We start from the raw sequence: 18,537 nt of genomic DNA on the forward strand, positions 1-18,537 counted from the left end.
GTGCCGCGCGCGGCGGTGTCGGCGCCGACCCCTACCGTGTGCGGCATGGCTCGCTCCACCTCCCGCTCCCGCCCGGCCTACCGCTGCTCCGAGTGCGGCTGGGAGACGGTGAAGTGGGTGGGGCGCTGCGGCGAGTGCCAGGCCTGGGGCTCGGTGGCCGAGGCCGCGACCTCCCCCACCCCGCGCACCGAGGCGGCCCCCGTCGCCAGGCCGGCGGTGCCGATCGGCCAGGTCTCCGTCGAGGAGTCCGCGTTCCGGTCCTCGGGCGTGCCGGAGCTGGACAGGGTGCTCGGTGGCGGGCTGGTGCCCGGCGCCGCGATCCTGCTGGCGGGCGAGCCCGGCGTCGGCAAGTCGACGCTGCTGCTCGAGGTGGCGGCCCAGACGGCCCGGTACCGCCGCCGCACCCTCTACGTGACCGGCGAGGAGTCGGCCTCCCAGGTGCGCCTGCGCGCCGACCGCACGGGCTCCGTGCAGGACGAGCTCTTCCTGGCGGCCGAGACCGACCTCGGCGCGCTCCTGACCCACATCGAGGAGACGCGGCCCGAGCTGCTGGTCGTCGACTCCGTGCAGACCATCGGCGCCGCGGGCGTCGACGGGGTGCCGGGCGGCGTCACGCAGGTCAAGGAGGTCGCCGCGGCGCTGATCCGGGTCGCCAAGACCCGCAACATCACCACCGTGCTGGTCGGCCACGTCACCAAGGACGGCTCGATCGCGGGGCCCCGGGTGCTGGAGCACCTGGTCGACGTGGTGCTGCACTTCGAGGGCGACCGCAACTCCCGCTTCCGCATGGTGCGGGCGATGAAGAACCGCTTCGGCCCGGTGGACGAGGTGGGCTGCTTCGAGCTCGCCCAGTCCGGCATCCTCGCGGTCACCGATCCCACCGGCCTGTTCGTGGAGCAGCACCACGCCCCGGTGCCGGGCACCTGCGTGGCCGTGACGATGGAGGGGCGGCGTCCGCTCCTGGCCGAGGTGCAGGCGCTGGTCTCCGACTCCCCGCTGGAGAAGCCGCGGCGCACGTTCTCGGGGCTGGACTCCGCCCGCGTCGCGATGGTGGTGGCGGTGCTGGAGAAGCACTGCGGCATGCGGATGCACAAGCAGGACGTCTTCGCCTCCACGGTCGGCGGCGCGCGGCTGCACGAGCCGGCCAGCGACCTGGCGGTGGCGCTGGCACTGACCTCGTCGCTGCGCGGGGAGACCCCCGGCTCGGGGCTGGTGGCGATCGGCGAGATCGGCCTCTCCGGGGAGCTGCGCCGGGTCCGCGACCTGCCCCAGCGGCTGGCCGAGGCGGCCCGCCTGGGCTTCTCGATGGCCATCGTGCCGCCCGAGCCGGGGAGCAAGGGGCCACGCCGACGCGAGGTCGAGGGCATGGCGGTGGCGGAGGCGCCGTCGGTGCGCCAGGCCCTGGCCCTCGTGGGACTGAACCTCCAGCGCGAGACCTGAGCAGATCGCCTGCCGGCCACCGGTTGTCCGGGGCCGTCCGGGCGCAGGTTCCTGCCAGGATCCGTCCAGCGGCGCGCCGTACACTTCCCTCATCGACCCCGGGCGGCACCCGCCCCGCGGTCGCCCCCCGCTGATGCTCGCCTCCGAGGAGGACCGTGCCCACCACCGAACGCTCGGACGACGTGCTTCGTCTGCGGAGCACGCTCGCCAAGATCGCCCCGGGCACCCCGCTGCGCGACGGGCTCGAGCGCATCCTGCGCGGTCGGACCGGCGCGCTCGTCGTCCTGGGGCACGACCGCGTCGTCGAGGGCATCGCCACCGGCGGGTTCACCCTCGACGTCCCCTTCACCGCCACCGGGCTGCGCGAGCTGGCCAAGATGGACGGCGCGATCATCGTGAACGCCGACCTCACGCGCATCCTGCGCGCGGCCGTGCACCTCATGCCCGACCACACACTGCCCTCCAGCGAGACCGGCACCCGCCACCGCACCGCGGACCGGGTGGCGCGCCAGACCGGGCACCCGGTGATCTCGGTGTCGCAGTCGATGCAGATCATCGCCGCCTACGTGGGCGAGACCCGGCACGTCCTGGAGGACTCCGGGCAGATCCTCTCCCGCGCCAACCAGGCCCTGGCCACGCTCGAGCGCTACAAGATGCGCCTGGACGAGGTGACCAGCACGCTCTCCGCGCTGGAGATCGAGGACCTCGCCACCGTCCGCGACGTGGCTGTCGTGGCCCAGCGGCTCGAGATGGTCACCCGGATCGCCCGCGAGATCGAGGACTACGTGCTCGAGCTGGGCACCGACGGCCGCCTGCTCTCCCTCCAGCTGGAGGAGCTCGTGACCGGTGTCGACGCCGAGCGCGAGCTGATCGTCCGCGACTACCTGCCCGCCGACCGTCGCGAGGAGTCCCCCGACGGCCCGCTGGCCGCGATGGCCGCCCTCTCCGGCACCGAGCTGGTCGACCCCGCCGCCGCGGCACGCATCCTCGGCCTCGGCAACGGCGAGCACCTCGACGGCGCCGTGACCCCGCGCGGGTACCGGCTGCTGGCCAAGGTGCCGCGGCTGCCGGGCGCCGTGGTGGACCGGCTGGTCGACCACTTCGGCAGCCTGCAGAAGCTGCTCGCCGCCGGCATCGACGACCTCCAGGCCGTCGAGGGCGTGGGTGAGCTGCGGGCACGCAGCGTGCGCGAGGGCCTCTCCCGGCTCGCGGAGTCGACGATCCTCGAGCGCTACGTCTGAGCCGACCGTGGGAGGTCGAGCAGGTCAGCGCAGGGCCGGCTCCGGCGTGCCGAGCAGCGAGGCCGCGGTGGCCCGGCACGACTCCTCCCACGGGGTCGGCTCGAGGCCGAGCTCGCGGGTGATCGCGCTGCTGTCCAGCAGGTAGTCGCGACGGAACTGGTAGGCCGTCTCCCGCAGCTCGCGCAGCAGCGGCACCACCAGGCCACCCACGGCAAGGGTGCCGGGCGGGAAGCCCCGCACCGGCTTCACGGGCAGTCCGGCGGCGCGGCAGAGGTCGGCCACCGCGTCCCGGCCGGAGACCGCCTCGTGGGTGGGCGCGTGCCAGACCCGACCCCACGTCGAGGGGTGGTCGGTGACGGCGACGAGGGCGCGGGCGACGTCGCGGACGTCGGTCCAGGAGTGGCGGGTCCCGGGGTCGCCGAGCATCCACGCGGTGCGGCCACCGAGCGCCATGCGGCCTGCCAGGGTGAGGTGGCCGTTGTCGCCGACCCCGACGCCGGTGTAGTCGGACGCTCGGACCTCGACGACCCGGGCCCGGCCCGCCTCGTGGGCGGCGAACGCGTCGGCGCTCATCCGGGCGCGCAGCGCGGACTTGTGCCCGTTGGGCCGGTCGGGCAGGCCCTCGTGCATCGGCCCGTCGACCGGGCCGTAGGGGTAGAGGTTGCCGGTCACGGCCAGCAGCGCGCCGGTCCTCTCCGCCGCGGTCAGCAGCGCGGCCGCGACCGGGGGCCACGCCTCGTCCCACTGCGTGTAGTCGCCGGGGTTCACGCAGTTGTAGAACGCCGTCGAGCCCTCGACCAGCGCGGTCAGGGCGTCGGCGTCCGCGGCGTCGACGGCGACCCGCCGCACGCCAGCCAGGTCCTCGCCCCGCCCGCTGCGGCTGGCCAGCAGCACCTCCTCCCCGCGCTCGGCCAGCACCCTCGCCGTCGCCCGGCCCACCGGGCCGGCCCCCACCACCACGTACGTGCTCATCGTTTCCTCCAGATCAGTGCTCATGGTCGAGAGCAGTGCTCTCACTTCTCGAGCATGCGCCGCCGGTCGGACAAAAGCAAGAGCACTGCTCTTGTTTGCGTCCAGTGCTCTGGTCCGGGACGATGAGCCCATGTCCGAGCCCGCCCCCGCGCCCCGCACGGCCCGCGAGCGCGCCCGCGTCGAGCTCACCCGCGAGATCCTCGCCAGCGCCGGGCGTCAGCTGGTCGAGGTCGGGCCGGCGGCGCTCTCCCTGCGGGCCGTGGCGCGCGACCTGGGCATGGCCTCCAGCGCCGTCTACCGCTACGTGGACTCCCGCGACGCGCTGCTCACCCTGCTGCTGGTCGAGGGGTACGAGGACCTCGCCGCCGCCCTCGAGGCCAGCCAGGAGCCCCTGGCCGAGGACGACGTCAGCGGCAGGTTCCGCGCGCTGGGCCGCGCGCTGCGCGACTGGGCGCGCGCACAGCCGCACCGGTGGGCGCTGCTCTACGGCAGCCCCGTGCCCGGATACGTCGCGCCGGCCGACACGGTCGGCCCCGCCACCCGCGTCGTCGCCCCGTTCCTGGAGACCTTGGCTGCCGCCCAGGCGCGGCCGGACGCCGCCGTCCCTCCGACCCTCGGTGACGACCTGGCCGCCTCGCTGGCGCCGGTGTCGCACGCGGTGCAGCCACCCCTGCTGCCGGGCCGGACCGCCGACGGGCTCGGCACCTGGTCGGCGCTGGTCGGCGCCGTCTCGCTGGAGCTGTTCGGGCACTTCAACAACGCCGTGCTCGACCCGGAGGCGTGGTTCGAGCACCTGCTCGGGCGCCTCGAGGAGTCCTTCGGCGGCTGAGGCTCAGGTCTCCAGGTGCCGGCGCCGCAGCAACGCCCGCAGGTCGCCCTCACCGAGCGGCGGCACCTCGGTGAAGCGCGCCGCGCTGCCGTGCGCCGACGCGTCGGGGCGCAGCCCCTCGACCATGAGGCCGACCAGGCGCCGGTCCAGGTCGTCGCGGACGCCGGCACCGAACTCCCGGGCCGCCAGCAGCGCCGAGACGAGCACCGGCATGTCGGCGGCGGCGAAGCGCGGGTTCAACCCACCCTCGGCGTGGGCCCGGTCGACGACGGCGGCGAAGGCCACCCGGAGCCGGTCGGCACTCTCCCGAGCCTGCGTCGCGAGCTCTGTCGGCAGGCCGTCCGCCTTGGTCTGCATGACCAGCTCGCGCAGGGCCCGGTCCTCGCCGAAGGCGTCCACCATGGTGCGCAGGAGCAGCAGGAAGCCCTCCCAGCCGTCCTCGAGCGCGAGGGCCTCCTCGGCGGTGGCCAGGAGCCCCACGAGTCGCTCGCCGGCCACCGCGAGCACCAGGTCGGCGCGGGTGGGGAACCTCCGGTAGAGGGTCCCCACCCCCACGCCGGCCCGGCGGGCCACCTCGGTCATCGTCGACTCCAGGCCGCGCTCGGCGAACACCTCGCGCGCGGCCACCAGGAGCCGCTCCCGGTTCGCCGCCGCGTCCGCCCTCAGAGCCATGCCGGGACCCTACTCAGGAGCACCGCGGGTCAGGCCACGTGCTCGGGCACGCGCTCGTGCTTGCCGCCGTGCGGTCCGACCTCGTCGGGCGTGCGGTCACTGGCGGGCCTGCCCGAGGGGTACAGGACGGCGGCGATCACGGCGGCCACCAGGAAGAACCCGGCCGACCAGAGGAAGGCCACCCCGTAGCTGTGCACGGCCGCGGCTGCCGCCACGTCCGCCGCACCCGCGTGGTCGGCCGCGTAGGCCGTGGCCGCCGAGGCGGCGACGCTGGAGAGCAGCGAGGTGCCGATCGAGCCGCCGACCTGCTGGGAGGTGTTGACGACCGCACTGGCCACGCCGGCGTCCTCGCGTCGGACGTTGTCGGTCGCGGAGCTCATGGCGTTCGAGAACACGAAGCCCATGCCGACGCCGAACAGGATCAGGCCCGGCAGGACGTGGGTGGCGTAGGAGGTGTCGACGCCGATCCGGCTGAGCCAGAGCATGCCGATCGCGGCGATCACGGCGCCGGTCGGCACCAGCGGGCGCGGCCCGACGCGGGGGCGCAGCATGCTGCCGATGACGGGGGCGGTGACGAGGATCGAGCCGATCATCGGCAGGAACGCGACGCCGGACCTGATCGCCGAGTACCCCAGCGACGACTGGAGGTAGTAGGTGAGGAAGAGGAAGACGCCGAACATCGAGACCGCGGCGATGAGCACGGTCAGGTAGGACGCGGCGCGGGTGCGGTCGAGCAGGACGCGCATGGGCAGCAGCGGGTGGTCGCTGCGGTTCTCGGCCCAGACGAACAGGCCGAGCAGGACGACGCCGGCGGCCAGCGAGCCCCACGAGGTCACCGAGGCCCAGCCGTCAGTCTCGGACTGGGCGAAGCCGAGCACGAGGGCGAAGACGCCGAGCACGGAGAGGACCGCGCCGCGCAGGTCGAGGTGGTTGCCGCCGGGGTCGCGGGGCTGCTTCGGGATGAAGACCAGCGCGCCGACGACGACGATCGCGACCATCACGAGGTTGACGTACATGCACCAGCGCCACGAGACCCAGGACGTCAGCGCGCCACCGAGCAGCAGGCCGATGCCACCGCCACCACCGGCGATGGAGCCGAAGACGGCGAAGGCCTTGTCGCGGTCCTTGCTGCCGGCGAAGGTCACCGTCATCAGCGAGAGCACGGACGGGGCGAGCAGCGCGCCGAAGACGCCCTGCGCCACGCGGGCGGCGACGAGCACCTCGAAGGACGGGGCGGCCCCGCCAACGGCGCTGGCCAGCGCGAAGCCGATCGCGCCGATCATCAGCGTGTTGCGGCGCCCGAGGATGCCCGTGAGGCGGCCGCCGAGCAGCAGCAGCGAGCCGAAGGCCAGCGAGTAGCCGGTGACGATCCACTGGCGGGCGGCGTCGTCGAAGCCCAGGTCGGTCTGGGCGTCGGGGAGGGCGATGTTGACGATGGTGGCGTCGAGGACGACGACCAGCTGGGCGAGGCCGAGCACGGCCAGGATCAGCCAGCGGCGGTCCGCGCCGGGTGCTGCGGCGGGCGGTGCCGCCTCCGGTGCCTGGGTCACGGGTGCTCCTTGAGAGGTTCCTGAGTGAAGCGGAGGACTGCCCTCCACTTAAACGGAACCCACTCCTCCGCTTCCCGATTCCACTCCGGATGCGAGACGCGGGGGACCCCAGGCGGGGGGGGGGGCCGGCGGCCCGGAGCCGGGGGGGGGTACGACCCACCACATTCGTGGTTTCCCGATGCGGGAACCACGAATGTGGTGGGTCGTACCCCCTCGACCGCAGTCAGGCTTCAGCGCAGGCCGCGACGCTGACGCTCGAGCTGGGCGGCGACCACGTCGTGGCAGGCACGGCAGGCAGGGGCGCCGGGGAGCGGGAAGGCCCGCTCGTAGGCCTTCTCCCAGGTCAGGGCCGGCATGCCGCAGGCGGTGACGGTGGTGCCCAGCTTCTTGGCGTGCACGAGCCCGGAGGAGACCGGGTCGCCGTGCACGGTGAACTCGATCATCGGGCCGGTGACGAACCAGGCCGGGAGCCGGCGCGGACGCTCGGCACCGGGGGCGGCCGGGGCGGCGGGGGCCGCCGGGGCTCCGGTCGACGGGCGGCGCACCGGCGCTGCCGTCGTCCGCGCCCGCAGGCGGGTGGTGGGAACGCTGGGGACGGTGGTGACAGTCATGTTCAGACCCTCCGGAAGAGGGCGGCCAGGGCCTGGCCGCCGCCGATGCACATCGTGACGATGCCGAGCTCGAGATCGCGGCGCACCATGTCCTTCGCGGCCCTCAGGGAGAGGATCGCGCCGGTGGCGCCCACGGGGTGACCGAGCGCGATGGCTCCGCCGTAGGGGTTGACCCGCTCGGGGTCGAGCTTCGCGTCGCGGATGACCGCGAGCGCCTGGGAGGCGAAGGCCTCGTTGAGCTCGATCGTGCCGATGTCCGAGGGGCTGGTGCCCGTCTTCTCGAACAGGGTCTGCAGCGCGAGCACCGGGGCGTACCCCATGAGCTCGGGCTCCATGGCGCCGGTGGCCACGGCCACCAGCTCCACCATCGGGGTCAGGCCGCGCTCGGACACGGCCCTCTCCGAAGCCAGGACGACGGCGGCAGCGCCGTCGTTGATGCCGGAGGCGTTGCCGGCGGTGACCGAGCCGCCCTTCGTGAACGCGGGCCGCAGGCCGGCCAGCGTCTCGAGGGTGGTGCCCGGCTTGGGGTGCTCGTCGCGCTCGACGCTCACGGGCCGGCGTCCGCCCGAGGAGACCGGCACGATCTCCTCGGCGAAGGCGGACTGCGCGGCGTCGGTGGCGGCGCGCTGCTGGGAGAGCAGCGCGAAGGCGTCCTGCTCCTCGCGGCCGACGCCGTACTTCTCGGCCACGTTCTCGGCGGTGACGCCCATGTGGATGCCGCCGAACGGGTCGGTCAGCATCATCACGGTGCCGTCGACGAGCGCACGGTCGCCGAGCCGGTAGCCGTTGCGGGCGCCGAAGTCGTAGAACGGCATCCGCGACATCGACTCGTCGCCGCCGGCGACGGTGAGGTCGAGGTCGTTCCAGCGCATCTCCATCGCGGCCGACCACAGCGCCTGGAGCCCGGAGCCGCAGAGCCGGTTGACGGTGTAGGCCGGGGTGCTCTTCGGCATCCCGGCCGTGATCGCGACCCGGCGGGCGTTGTAGGCGTCCGGGCCGACCTGGCCGATGCAGCCCATGACGACCTCCTGCACGGCCTCGGGGGCCACACCGGAGCGCTCGAGCGCCGCGGTGGCGGCGGCCGCACCCAGCTCGTGGGCGGGGACGTCCTTGAGCGCGCCGCCGAACGAGCCGACCGGCGTGCGTGCCCCGTCGACGAGCAGGATCTTCTCGGCCATGACCGGGCTCAGAGCTCCGACTGGACGCCGGCGAGCAGCTGACGGGCCATGACGATGCGCTGCACCTGGTTGGTGCCCTCGTAGATCTGGGTGATCTTCGCGTCGCGCATCATCCGCTCGACCGGGTAGTCGCGGGTGAAGCCGTAGCCGCCGAGCACCTGGACGGCGTCGGTGGTGACAGCCATGGCGGTGTCGGAGGCGAACGCCTTGGCGGCCGCGCCGAAGAACGTCAGGTCGGCGTCGCCGCGCTCGGAGCGTCCGGCGGCGGCGTAGGTCATCTGACGGGCGGCCTCCACCTTCATGCCCATGTCGGCGAGCATGAACTGCAGCCCCTGGAAGTCGGCGATGGGCTTGCCGAACTGCTGGCGCTCCTTGGCGTAGCCGAGCGCGTAGTCCAGCGCGCCCTGGGCGATGCCGACGGCCTGCGCGGCGATGGTGACGCGGGTGTGGTCGAGCGTCTTCATCGCGGTGGCGAAGCCGGTGCCCTCGGCGCCGATCATCCGGTCGGCGGGGATGCGCACGTTGTCGAGGTAGACCTCGCGGGTGGGCGAGCCCTTGATGCCGAGCTTCTTCTCCGGCGCCCCGAAGGAGACGCCCTCGTCCGACTTCTCCACCACGAAGGCGGAGATGCCCTTGGAGCGGGCGTCGGGGTCGGTGACGGCCATGACCGTGTAGAACTCGGACTCGCCGGCGTTGGTGATCCAGCGCTTGGTGCCGTTGAGCACCCAGTGGTCGCCGTCGCGCACCGCGCGGGTCTTCATGGCCACGGCGTCGGAGCCGGCGTCGGGCTCGGAAAGGCAGTAGGAGAAGCCGCCCTCGCCGCGGGCGAGCGCGCCGAGGTAGTGCTTCTTGAGCTCCTCGGAGCCGGCGATCATCAGCGGCAGCGAGCCCAGCTTGTTGACCGCGGGGATCAGCGAGGACGAGGCGCAGGCCCGCGCCACCTCCTCGATCACGATGACGGTGGAGAGCGCGTCCGCGCCGGCGCCGCCGAACTCCTCGGGCACGTGCGGTGCGTGGAAGTCGGACGCCTGGAGGGCCGCGGCCGCCTCGTGCGGGTAGCGCGCCTGCTCGTCGACCTCGGCGGCGTGCGGCGCGATCTTCGCGTCCGCCAGCTCGCGGACGGCCTCGCGGACCGCCTGCTGCTCCTCGGAGAGGCCGTACATGGGGAAGTCGGACATGGTGGTGCTGTCTCCTCCTGGCCCGCGGCTGCGGGCCTGGTGCGTGTGGGTCAGTAGGTGTAGAAGCCGCGGCCGGTCTTGCGGCCCAGGAGGCCGGCGTCGACCATCCGGGCCAGCAGCGGCGGCGGGGCGTACAGGGGCTCCTTGAACTCCTCGTACAGCGACTCCGCGACGGCCTTGGTGGTGTCCAGGCCGATGAGGTCCGCGAGCGCCAGCGGCCCCTGGGGGTGCGCGGCGCCGAGGACGAGGCCCTGGTCGATGTCCTCCGCAGAGGCGAAGCCGGACTCGAGCATCCGGATCGCCGAGAGGATGAACGGCACGAGCAGCTGGTTGACGACGAAGCCGGCCCGGTCCTGGCTGAGGATCGGGTGCTTGCCGAGCTGGTCGGCCGCGAAGGCACGGGCCCGGGCGGTGGTGTCGTCGCTGGTCAGCAGGCTGGGCACCAGCTCGACGAGCGCCAGCACGGGGACCGGGTTGAAGAAGTGGATGCCGATGACCTGCTCGGGGCGACCCGTGACGGTGCCGAGCTTCATGATCGGGATCGAGGAGGTGTTCGACGCGAGGATCGCGTCCTCGGAGGCGACGACCCGGTCGAGGGTGCGGAAGAGGTCGACCTTCGCGGTCTCGTCCTCGACGATCGCCTCGACCACCAGGTCTCGGTCGGCGAGGGCCTCGAGGTCGGTGGCGACGGAGATCCGGCCCAGGACGTCGGCGGCCGACTCGATCTTGCCGCGCGTCTCCGCCCGCTTGAGGGAGGTCTCCAACCGGGACAGGCCCGCGTCCGCCGCAGCCCGGGAGGACTCGACGACCAGCACCTCCAGCCCCGACCGGGCGGACACCTCGGCGATGCCCGCTCCCATGAGGCCGCACCCGACGACCCCGACCTTCTCGACGTGTCCCACGTCACTCCCCTTTCCTTGGTACGGAGTACCGTACTCCTGGAACTGCGTATCACCAAGAGATTCGGCTGCCTGAATATCGGGCGTCGGCGTCCGCTGGTCGAGCGTGGATCATCATCGTGGGCCCGCCCCCGGCCCGGCAGCACCCGAGAGGACCAGCAACCGTGAGCGAGACGACCTCCCCCAGCGCCTCCACCACCCCGTCGACCAGCCCGTCGACCAGCCCGTCGACCAGCCCACAGACCAGCCCGTCGGCCTCCGCCCGGGACCGCCTGCGCGCCGCGGCGTTCCGGCTCTTCGAGGAGCAGGGGTTCGAGGCCACGACGACCGGCGAGATCGCCGCCGCGGCCGGCGTCGGCCGCACCACGTTCTTCCGCGCGTTCGGCACGAAGGAGGACGTGGTCTTCCCCGACCACGACGAGGTGCTCGCGCGCGTGAACGCGCGCCTGGACGCGGCCCTGGACCGGGTCACCCTCACCGACGTCACCGAGGCCACCGGGCTGGTGCTCGGGCACTACCTGGCCGAGGGCGACCTCGCCCGGGCGCGGTACCGGCTCATCCGTCAGGTCTCCTCGCTGCGCGACCGCGAGGCCGCCAGCACCGTGCGCTACCAGCGGGTCTTCCGCGACGCACTGCGGGGCTGGACCGGCGAGGAGGCCGGCAGCGACCTGCGCGCGGAGCTGCTCGCGGGTGCCGTGGTGGCCGGGCACAACCACGTCCTGCGCGCCTGGCTGCGCAGCGAGGAGACGGGCCCCGAGGTGGACGCGCGCGCTCGGCGGGACTTCGCGGCGGCCATGGCCACGGTCGCCTCCGGGCTCGTCGCCGGCCCGGCCGACGGGGCGGGTGGCGGGACAGGTGGCGGGGCAGGTGGCGGGGCGGGCGACGGCAGCACCGTCGTCGTCCTGCGCTCCGGGCAGGACCCTGCCACGCTGCTCCCGGCCCTGCGTCAGGCGCTCGGCCTGGAGTGAGCCCAGCCTCCTCCGGAACGTCGCGACCGCCGACCCGGGGAGGGACGGCGGTCGCGTGCGGGGCCGGCGGGAGCCGGCAGGGGGGCCTGCGTCAGGAGGCGTTGACCTCGGCACCGCGGCGGCCGGCGTCGGCCAGCGCGGCCTCCTCGGCGGCCTGCTTCTCCAGCTCGGCCCGCCGGGAGTCGAAGACGCCCGGGTCGGAGATGAGGTCCGTCGCTCCGCGGTCGAGCCGCTTCAGCGCGGAGCGTCCGAAGACCTGCTGCTCGGTGGTGGTCCGCTCCGAGCGGCCGCGGCCGAGGAAGGAGACGAACCAGTGCATCACGGCGGTGACGCGGTTCTTGAAGCCGGTGATGTAGAAGAGGTGGACGACCAGCCACATGGCCCACGCGATGAAGCCCGTGAGCTTCAGCTTGCCGATCAGCGCCACGGCGCTGAAGCGGCTGATGGTGGCCATCGAGCCCTTGTCGAAGTACTGGAACGAGCCCTGCGACGGCTTGCCCTCGAGACGGCCCTGGATCTCCTTGGCCGCGAACTTCGCGCCCTGGATCGCGACCTGGGCGACGCCCGGCAGCCGGTTCAGGCTCATCATGTCGCCGACCACGAAGATCTCGGGGTGGCCCGGCAGCGTGAGGTCGGGGTTCACGGAGATGCGGCCGGCGCGGTCGACCTCGGCGCCGGTCTGCTCGCCGAGCATCTTGCCCAGGGGGCTGGCGGCGACGCCGGCCGACCAGATCTTGGCGACGGAGTCGATGCGCTCGACGGTGCCGTCCTTGTACTTCATCTCCACGCCGCGCTCGTCGACGTCGGTCACCATGGCGCCGAGCTTGACCTCGACACCGCGCTTCTCCAGCTCACGCTTGGCCTTGTCGCCGAGCTGCTCGCCGAACGGCGGGAGCACCTGCGGGGCGGCGTCGAGCAGGACGACGCGAGCGGTCTTGGTGTTGATCGCCCGGAAGTCCTTCTTCAGGGTCCGGTGCGCGAGCTCGGCGATCTGGCCGGCCATCTCCACACCGGTCGGGCCGGCACCGACGACCACGAAGGTCAGCAGGTGGTCGACGTTCTCGCCACGGCTCGCGCCGATCTCGGCCATCTCGAAGGCGCCGAAGATCCGGCCGCGCAGCTCGAGGGCGTCGTCGATGGACTTCATGCCGGGGGCGTACTCGGCGAAGTGGTCGTTGCCGAAGTAGGACTGGCCCGCGCCGGCGGCGACGAGGAGGGAGTCGTACGGGGTGACGGTCTTGCGGCCGAGGACCTCGGAGGTGACGGTGCGGTTCTCAACGTCGATGTGGGTGACCTCGCCCAGGAGCACGCGCGCGTTCTTCTGGTCGGAGAGGATCTCGCGGGTCGAGGGCGCGATCTCGCCCTCGGAGAGGATGCCGGTCGCCACCTGGTACAGCAGCGGCTGGAACAGGTGGTGCGAGGTCTTGGCGATCATGGTGATCTCGACGTCGGCCCGCTTCAGCTCCTTGGTGCCGAAGAGGCCGCCGAAGCCGGAACCGATGACGACCACCCGATGCTTGCCGGAGTCGTTCAGGGGTCGGGTGGTCTTGTTCTGCGCCTGCTGCTCAGACGTCATCGGCTTTGCTCCTTCACATCTGGCCCTCGACGGGCCGGTTCGCAGGTCTACCCCATGCCAGTTTCGCTCGTCCCCGGGCCGTTCGGCACTACCCCCCGGGCATGGAGGGCCGGGTATGTGACGCGGGTCGCAGCCACGGCTGCGCGTCGGGGTCGCGGTGAGCCCCTTCGTCGGGTAATGGCCACCCCCGACCAGAGTTGCGCGACACTCGTAGTTCACAAAGGTCTAGAGGGGGGTTTGTGTTCCCCATCGGCAGGGCAAGCAGAGGATGGAGTCACGAGGCACGCGGCGATCAGGACCGCGGCCTGAGGAACAGTCGGAGGCAGCACCCGTGCCGTTGAACAGGCCCGCTCGCCGGCTGATGCCCGGCCCGCAGGCGGTCGCCGAGGCGCGTCGCTGGATCGTGCAGACGCTGCGCGACATCGAGCGCGACGACCTCCTGGAGACCGCGGAGCTCGCGGTCAGCGAGCTGGTCACCAACGCCGTCCTCCACTCCCTCGAGCCGATCTCGGTCCGGGTCCGCGGCACCCGCCAGCACCCTCGCGTCGAGGTGCACGACGGCTCGCCGGAGCCGCCGATCCTGCCGCACGAGACCTCCCCGGCCGCCCCGACCGAGCCGTCCGTCGACGTCGTGGAGGCCGACCTGCTGGCGACCTTCGGCCGGGGCCTCGACATCGTCGCCCGCTGCTCGGAGGCCTGGGGCGCGGACGTCGACCTGGACTCGCGCGGCAAGGTCGTGTGGTTCTCGCCCGCACCCGAGGTCGCGGACCACGAGGGTCCGAGGGGCGTCGTCACGGGCGTGGACGCCGGCACGGCGACCGACCCGGAGGGCGCCACCCGCCCCGTGCACCTGCGCGGCCTGCCCGCGGACCTGTTCCGCGCGCTCGGCGTGCAGCAGGGTGCCCTGCGCCGCGAGGTGCGACTGCTGTCCCTGGCCCACGGCGACACCTACCCCGCGATCCACGAGCTGGACCAGGTGCTGGCCGTCCTGGACCAGACGCTGCGCCCCCTCCTCACCGACCCCGAGCGGGTCGTGGTCGACCAGCACGCCGGCCTGCTCGACCTCCAGGTCGACGTCCGCGTCGACACCGTGGACGACCTGCGTCGACTGGTCTCGCTGCTCGACCTCGCCGACGAGTTCTGCCGCCAGCAGCGGCTGCTGACGATCGCGCGCGACGCGCGGCTGCGTGACTTCCAGTCCTGGCTGCTGGCCGAGATGGCCGCCCAGGCCTCCGGCGCCGAGCCGTCCCTGCTGCCCGGCTCCGTGGCGAGCGCCACGCTGGAGGGCGATCAGGTCGCGGGGTGAGCACCCCGCCGTCGTCCGTGGTTCCTAGGATCGTCGGGTGAGTGCTCCCCGTCCTTCCGCGATGCTGGCCGTCGCCGTGGGTGGAGCCCTCGGCGCCGTGCTGCGCTGGTGGCTGGGCGAGGTCGCCCCGGACGGCGCCGGCTTCCCCGGCACCACCTTCGCGATCAACGTGGGCGGGGCGTTCGGCCTCGGCCTGCTCCCGGCGGTCGCCGCCGTGCGGCGCCGGCCGCTGCTCACGGCCGGGATCGGCACCGGGGTGCTCGGTGGCTTCACCACCCTCTCCACCGCCTCCGAGCAGGCGCGCGTGCTGCTGGCCTCCGGCCAGGTGCTCCTCGGCCTGGTCTACGTCGTGGGGACGCTGCTCGCCGCCGTGGCCGCGGTCGCGGTGGCCGACCGGCTCTCGACCCGCGCCCAGCAGGCCCGCGTCGAGGCCGAGGGCGGGGACGAGTGATGCCGGACGTGCTGCTCGTCGCGCTGGGTGCCGCCGCGGGCGCGCCGCTGCGCTACTGGCTCGGCCAGGTCTTCGACCGCCCGGGGCTGCACCGGGGCACCCTCGTGGCCAACCTGGTGGCCTCCACGCTGCTCGGGCTCTTCACCGGTCTCGCCCTCTCGGGGACGGTCACGGCCCTGCTCGGCACCGGGTTCTGCGGCGCGCTCTCGACGTACTCCTCGTTCGCGGTGCAGACCCACTCCCACCCGACCAGCCCGCGCGACGGCGCCGGCATCGTGCGGGGCGCGACCTACGCGCTGGTCACGCTCGTGCCGGCACTGGCCCTGTGCAGCCTGGGGTTCGTGGCGGGCACGGCCCTGGCCTGAGCGCTCGCGACCCGCTCGCCACCCGCACGCCGGCTCAGCCGTAGCCGAGCTCGTGCAGCCGGGACTCCGGCATCCCGAAGTGGTGCGCGATCTCGTGCACGACGGTGATCCGCACCTCCTCCGCGAGCTGCTCCGGGGTGTCGCAGAAGTCCAGCAGGGGCCGGCGGAACAGGAAGATCCGGTCGGGCAGCCGCGGCGGGGCGTCGAAGTCCGTCCGCTCGGTGAGCGCGACCCCGTCGTAGAGACCGAGCAGGTCGTCCGGCTCGTCGGCCGGCGGCTCGTCCTCGACGAGGACGACCAGGTTCACCACCAGGGCCGCGATCTCGGCCGGGATGCCGTCGAGCGCGTCGTCGACCAGCGCGTCGAAGGCGGCGGCGTCGAGGTCCATCGGCACGCGGACATCGTGCCAGGTGGGCGCAACCGCCTCCGGACGCACGCAGGCCCGGATCTCGGTGAGATCCGGGCCTGTGGTGTGGCGACCCCGACGGGACTCGAACCCGCGGCCTCCGCCGTGACAGGGCGGCGCGCTAACCAACTGCGCTACGGGGCCAGGTGACTCTCCCGGCCGTGCCGGTGAAGCGTGAGAACTCTAACCCAGAGTCCTCACGGCTCCCAATTCGTCGGCGTCCCCCGCGGCTGTGAGCCGCTGACCTGCACGGACGCGCCGACCGGACCTGGCCGGAGCCAGGAGCACCCCCAACGGGATTCGAACCCGTGCTACCGCCGTGAAAGGGCGGGGTCCTGGGCCGCTAGACGATGGGGGCCAGGCGGGGAGGAGTCTACGGTGAACGGTGCCGCGCTCCACACCCGCACCAGCCCGGCGTGGCAGGCTGAAGGCCCGGGCAGGCCGGGGCGAGGAGGACAGCAGCGTGGGCAAGGTGACCCTGCAGTCGATCGCCGACGCCGTCGGCGTCAGCCGCATGACGGTCTCGAACGCCTTCTCCCGACCCCAGAAGCTCTCCGCGGAGCTGCGCACCAAGATCCTCGCCACCGCCGAGGAGATGGGCTACGTGGGCCCCGACCCCGCCGCCCGCGCCCTGGCCCGCGGCCGCACCGGCACCGTCGGCCTGCTCATGACGGGCTGGCTCGGCGAGAACGCCGCCGACGCCGTCAGCATGGCCATGCTCGTGGCGGTCGGCGACGCCCTGGCCGAGCGCGGCCTCGCGCTCACGCTGATCCCCGCGGGGCTGGCCGGGGAGGAGGTCGTGCCGGCGCGCGACGTGCCCATGGACGGTGCGCTGGTCTACATCTGCGAGCCCGACTCCGCGGACGTGGCCTGGCTGCGCAAGCGCGACCTGCCGCTGGTCACGATCGACCAGCTGACGCTGAGCGACGTGCCGGCGATCAACGTCGACGACCGCAGCGGGGCCCGGGCCGTGGCCCAGCACCTGCTCGACCTGGGGCACCGACGCGTCAGCATCCTCCAGGTCGCGCCGCTGCACGAGGAGACCGAGTCCCCCGCCCGGGCCCAGGAGATCCACAACCCGCCGGCGCACGAGCGGATGCTCGGCTGGCAGGACGCGCTGGCCGCGGCCGGTCTCGAGCCGGTCGAGGTGCGACTGTCTGCCGCCACCCCGCACGAGCGCACCTTCGAGGTCGCCCGCCAGATGCTCGACCGGCCCGACCGGCCCACCGCGCTGCTCTGCTTCTCCGACTCGATGGCCGGGCAGGCCGTGCGGGCCGCGGAGTCGCTCGGGCTGGCCGTGCCCGGGGACGTCTCGGTCGTCGGGTTCGACGACAGCCCGGTCGCCGAGGCCCTCGGCCTCACCACCGTGGCCCAGCCGATCAGCGAGAAGGGCAGCCTGGCGGTGCGGCTGCTGGTCGACGCCATCGAGGCGCACCGCGAGGCCGTCATCCCGGAGCCCGCGGACGGGGAGCCGCTGCACCGGGTGCTGCCCACCTCGCTGGTGGTCCGCACGAGCACTGCGCCCCCGTCGTCCTGACGTCACCCGATTCGTGAGCGACCGCACGGCTGGGTTAGAGTCGTCCCCGCTCGGGCAGGTAGCTCAGTTGGTACGAGCGATCGCCTGAAAAGTGATAGGTCGGCGGTTCGACCCCGCCCCTGCCCACGAGCACCGCGAGGCTCTGACTCGCGAGCGAAGGCCCCCACCGCGTGCGGTGGGGGCCTTCGGCGTTCCTGCGTCGTCGACCGGGCTCAGAGGCCCCGGCCCGACGGGGAGACGAGGATCTTCACGGCGGTCTCGTTGCGGTGGATGAGGGTGTCGAAGCCCTCGGTGACCAGGCCGTCGAGGCCGATCCGCCCGGTGATGAACGGGGCGAGGTCGATCTTGCCGCTCTCGACCAGCTCGATGGTGGCCGGGTGGGAGTTCACGTAGGCGATGGTGCCTCGCACGTCGAGCTCCTTGAGCACGATCTTCTGCATGTCGAGCTGGGCGGGCTTGCCCCAGATCGAGACGACCGTGAGCACGCCGGTCGGGCGCAGCGCGTCCACGAGGGTGTCGACGGCAGCCTGCACCGAGGTGCACTCGAACCCGACGTCCGCACCCTTGCCGCCGGTCAGCGCCCTGACCTCGGCGACGACGTCCTGGGAGGCGGGGTCGAGGACGTGCTTGGCGACCCCGGTCTCGGCGGCCTTCTGGCGGCGCAGCGGGCTCATCTCGGAGACGATCACCTCGACGCCCAGGGCGGTGAGGACAGCGGACGTCAGCAGCCCGATCGGGCCGGCGCCGACCACGAGGGCGACGTCGCCGGCCTTCGCGCCGGAGCGCTGGGCGGCGTGGTAGCCGACGGAGAGCGGCTCGATGAGCGCGGCCTGGTCGAGCGGCACGTCGTTGCTGACGGGATGCACCCAGCGGCGCTTGACGACGATCTTCTCGCCGAGGCCGCCACCGCCACCGCCGAGGCCGATGAAGTTCATGTCGTCGGAGAGGTGGTAGTCGGTCGACGCGGGGCCGGTCTCGACCTCGTCGCGGATGATGTACGGCTCGACGACGACGTGCTGGCCCACCTCGACGTCGGTGACGCCCTCGCCGACGGCGTAGACGACGCCGGACATCTCGTGGCCCAGGGTGACGGGGGCGGACTCGCCGCTGATCGGGTGCGGGTGGCCGTGCGGGGGCACGAAGATCGGGCCCTCGGTGTACTCGTGCAGGTCGGTGCCGCAGATGCCGCACCAGGCCACGTCGATGCCGACGGTGCCCGGCGTGACGGCGGGCTCGTCGATCTCCTCGATGCGGATGTCGCCCCGGTCGTGGTAGCGCGCTGCGCGCATGCGTCTCAGCTCCTCTGCCGGCGACCCGGGTCCGGGGCGTCGGCCGCTCGGTGAAGTGGTCACCTCCGA

Annotated in this window: 18 protein-coding genes and 3 tRNA genes; 9 read left to right on the forward strand and 12 right to left on the reverse strand. The window is 73.2% G+C overall.

All coding sequences use genetic code 11. The features are described from left to right. The first annotated feature begins 45 nt into the window (after positions 1 to 45). Entirely contained in the window at positions 46 to 1,440 is a 1,395-nt protein-coding gene (gene radA, locus M8316_RS00460) for a DNA repair protein RadA (RefSeq protein ID WP_250050990.1), read from the forward strand. Positions 1,441 to 1,595: 155 nt separating this feature from the next. After that, positions 1,596 to 2,681 carry a DNA integrity scanning diadenylate cyclase DisA gene (gene disA, locus M8316_RS00465; RefSeq protein WP_250050992.1) on the forward strand — a complete coding sequence of 362 codons (1,086 nt, stop codon included), beginning with the start codon at positions 1,596 to 1,598 and terminating at the stop codon, positions 2,679 to 2,681. 24 nt (positions 2,682 to 2,705) lie between these two features. On the opposite strand, the gene M8316_RS00470 is transcribed toward disA, so the two are convergent. After that, on the reverse strand, positions 2,706 to 3,653 hold the full coding sequence (locus M8316_RS00470) for an NAD-dependent epimerase/dehydratase family protein (RefSeq protein ID WP_250050994.1): 948 nt from the start codon (positions 3,651 to 3,653) through the stop codon (positions 2,706 to 2,708). 130 nt (positions 3,654 to 3,783) lie between these two features. Here M8316_RS00470 and M8316_RS00475 point away from each other — a divergent pair, with 130 nt between their 5' ends. Continuing rightward, positions 3,784 to 4,482, forward strand: coding sequence for a TetR/AcrR family transcriptional regulator (locus tag M8316_RS00475; protein ID WP_250050996.1), 699 nt, complete (start codon positions 3,784 to 3,786; stop codon positions 4,480 to 4,482). Between the two features lie 3 nt (positions 4,483 to 4,485). Here the strand turns inward: M8316_RS00475 and M8316_RS00480 are convergent, their stop codons facing one another. The 6 genes from M8316_RS00480 to M8316_RS00505 all read right to left on the reverse strand — a co-directional run bounded on the left by M8316_RS00480 (position 4,486) and on the right by M8316_RS00505 (position 10,573). Then, positions 4,486 to 5,154 carry a TetR/AcrR family transcriptional regulator gene (locus M8316_RS00480; RefSeq protein WP_250050998.1) on the reverse strand — a complete coding sequence of 223 codons (669 nt, stop codon included), beginning with the start codon at positions 5,152 to 5,154 and terminating at the stop codon, positions 4,486 to 4,488. 29 nt (positions 5,155 to 5,183) lie between these two features. Next, positions 5,184 to 6,704 carry an MFS transporter gene (locus M8316_RS00485; protein ID WP_250051000.1) on the reverse strand — a complete coding sequence of 507 codons (1,521 nt, stop codon included), beginning with the start codon at positions 6,702 to 6,704 and terminating at the stop codon, positions 5,184 to 5,186. Between the two features lie 230 nt (positions 6,705 to 6,934). Next, complete coding sequence (locus tag M8316_RS00490; protein WP_250051002.1) at positions 6,935 to 7,315, reverse strand: hypothetical protein; 381 nt, start codon at positions 7,313 to 7,315, stop codon at positions 6,935 to 6,937. A gap of 2 nt (positions 7,316 to 7,317) precedes the next feature. Then, positions 7,318 to 8,493, reverse strand: coding sequence for a thiolase family protein (locus M8316_RS00495; RefSeq protein ID WP_250051004.1), 1,176 nt, complete (start codon positions 8,491 to 8,493; stop codon positions 7,318 to 7,320). A gap of 8 nt (positions 8,494 to 8,501) precedes the next feature. Further along, positions 8,502 to 9,671, reverse strand: coding sequence for an acyl-CoA dehydrogenase family protein (locus tag M8316_RS00500; protein WP_250051013.1), 1,170 nt, complete (start codon positions 9,669 to 9,671; stop codon positions 8,502 to 8,504). A 50-nt stretch (positions 9,672 to 9,721) separates the two neighbouring features. Beyond that, the gene (locus M8316_RS00505) at positions 9,722 to 10,573 is read right to left on the reverse strand and encodes a 3-hydroxybutyryl-CoA dehydrogenase (protein WP_308195932.1); all 852 of its coding nucleotides are present in this window, start codon (positions 10,571 to 10,573) and stop codon (positions 9,722 to 9,724) included. Positions 10,574 to 10,734: 161 nt separating this feature from the next. On the opposite strand from M8316_RS00505, the gene M8316_RS00510 reads away from it, so the two are divergent. Continuing rightward, on the forward strand, positions 10,735 to 11,538 hold the full coding sequence (locus M8316_RS00510; RefSeq protein ID WP_250051015.1) for a TetR/AcrR family transcriptional regulator: 804 nt from the start codon (positions 10,735 to 10,737) through the stop codon (positions 11,536 to 11,538). 91 nt (positions 11,539 to 11,629) lie between these two features. Here M8316_RS00510 and M8316_RS00515 read toward each other — a convergent pair whose 3' ends face one another. Next, positions 11,630 to 13,114 (reverse strand): NAD(P)/FAD-dependent oxidoreductase, encoded by a 1,485-nt coding sequence (locus tag M8316_RS00515; protein WP_250051017.1) that lies wholly within the window; start codon positions 13,112 to 13,114, stop codon positions 11,630 to 11,632. A 331-nt stretch (positions 13,115 to 13,445) separates the two neighbouring features. Here M8316_RS00515 and M8316_RS00520 point away from each other — a divergent pair, with 331 nt between their 5' ends. Genes M8316_RS00520 through M8316_RS00530 form a run of 3 tightly spaced genes read left to right on the forward strand, consistent with a single transcriptional unit; the run spans position 13,446 to position 15,236 of the window. Next, a complete protein-coding gene (locus tag M8316_RS00520; protein ID WP_250051019.1) occupies positions 13,446 to 14,420 on the forward strand; it encodes an ATP-binding protein in 975 nt (324 codons plus the stop codon). Between the two features lie 37 nt (positions 14,421 to 14,457). Next, positions 14,458 to 14,871 (forward strand): fluoride efflux transporter FluC, encoded by a 414-nt coding sequence (locus M8316_RS00525; protein WP_250051021.1) that lies wholly within the window; start codon positions 14,458 to 14,460, stop codon positions 14,869 to 14,871. Beyond that, on the forward strand, positions 14,871 to 15,236 hold the full coding sequence (locus M8316_RS00530) for a fluoride efflux transporter FluC (RefSeq protein ID WP_250051023.1): 366 nt from the start codon (positions 14,871 to 14,873) through the stop codon (positions 15,234 to 15,236). Before M8316_RS00525 ends, M8316_RS00530 begins: the two co-directional genes overlap by 1 nt. A 34-nt stretch (positions 15,237 to 15,270) precedes the next feature. Here the strand turns inward: M8316_RS00530 and M8316_RS00535 are convergent, their stop codons facing one another. From M8316_RS00535 to M8316_RS00545, 3 genes are all read right to left on the reverse strand, one after another. Beyond that, on the reverse strand, positions 15,271 to 15,624 hold the full coding sequence (locus M8316_RS00535; RefSeq protein ID WP_250051571.1) for a metallopeptidase family protein: 354 nt from the start codon (positions 15,622 to 15,624) through the stop codon (positions 15,271 to 15,273). 85 nt (positions 15,625 to 15,709) lie between these two features. Beyond that, a tRNA-Asp gene (locus tag M8316_RS00540) sits at positions 15,710 to 15,786 on the reverse strand. Positions 15,787 to 15,927: 141 nt separating this feature from the next. Next, a tRNA-Glu gene (locus M8316_RS00545) sits at positions 15,928 to 16,000 on the reverse strand. A 105-nt stretch (positions 16,001 to 16,105) separates the two neighbouring features. Here M8316_RS00545 and M8316_RS00550 point away from each other — a divergent pair. Together M8316_RS00550 and M8316_RS00555 are read left to right on the forward strand one after the other, a co-directional pair. Then, a complete protein-coding gene (locus tag M8316_RS00550; protein ID WP_250051025.1) occupies positions 16,106 to 17,179 on the forward strand; it encodes a LacI family DNA-binding transcriptional regulator in 1,074 nt (357 codons plus the stop codon). A gap of 52 nt (positions 17,180 to 17,231) precedes the next feature. Beyond that, positions 17,232 to 17,305 (forward strand) — tRNA-Phe (locus M8316_RS00555). Positions 17,306 to 17,391: 86 nt separating this feature from the next. Here M8316_RS00555 and M8316_RS00560 read toward each other — a convergent pair. Next, a complete protein-coding gene (locus M8316_RS00560; RefSeq protein ID WP_250051028.1) occupies positions 17,392 to 18,468 on the reverse strand; it encodes a 2,3-butanediol dehydrogenase in 1,077 nt (358 codons plus the stop codon). Between the last annotated feature and the right edge of the window lie 69 nt (positions 18,469 to 18,537).

Source organism: Nocardioides bruguierae (assembly GCF_023554635.1).
Classification (GTDB): domain Bacteria; phylum Actinomycetota; class Actinomycetes; order Propionibacteriales; family Nocardioidaceae; genus Nocardioides; species Nocardioides bruguierae.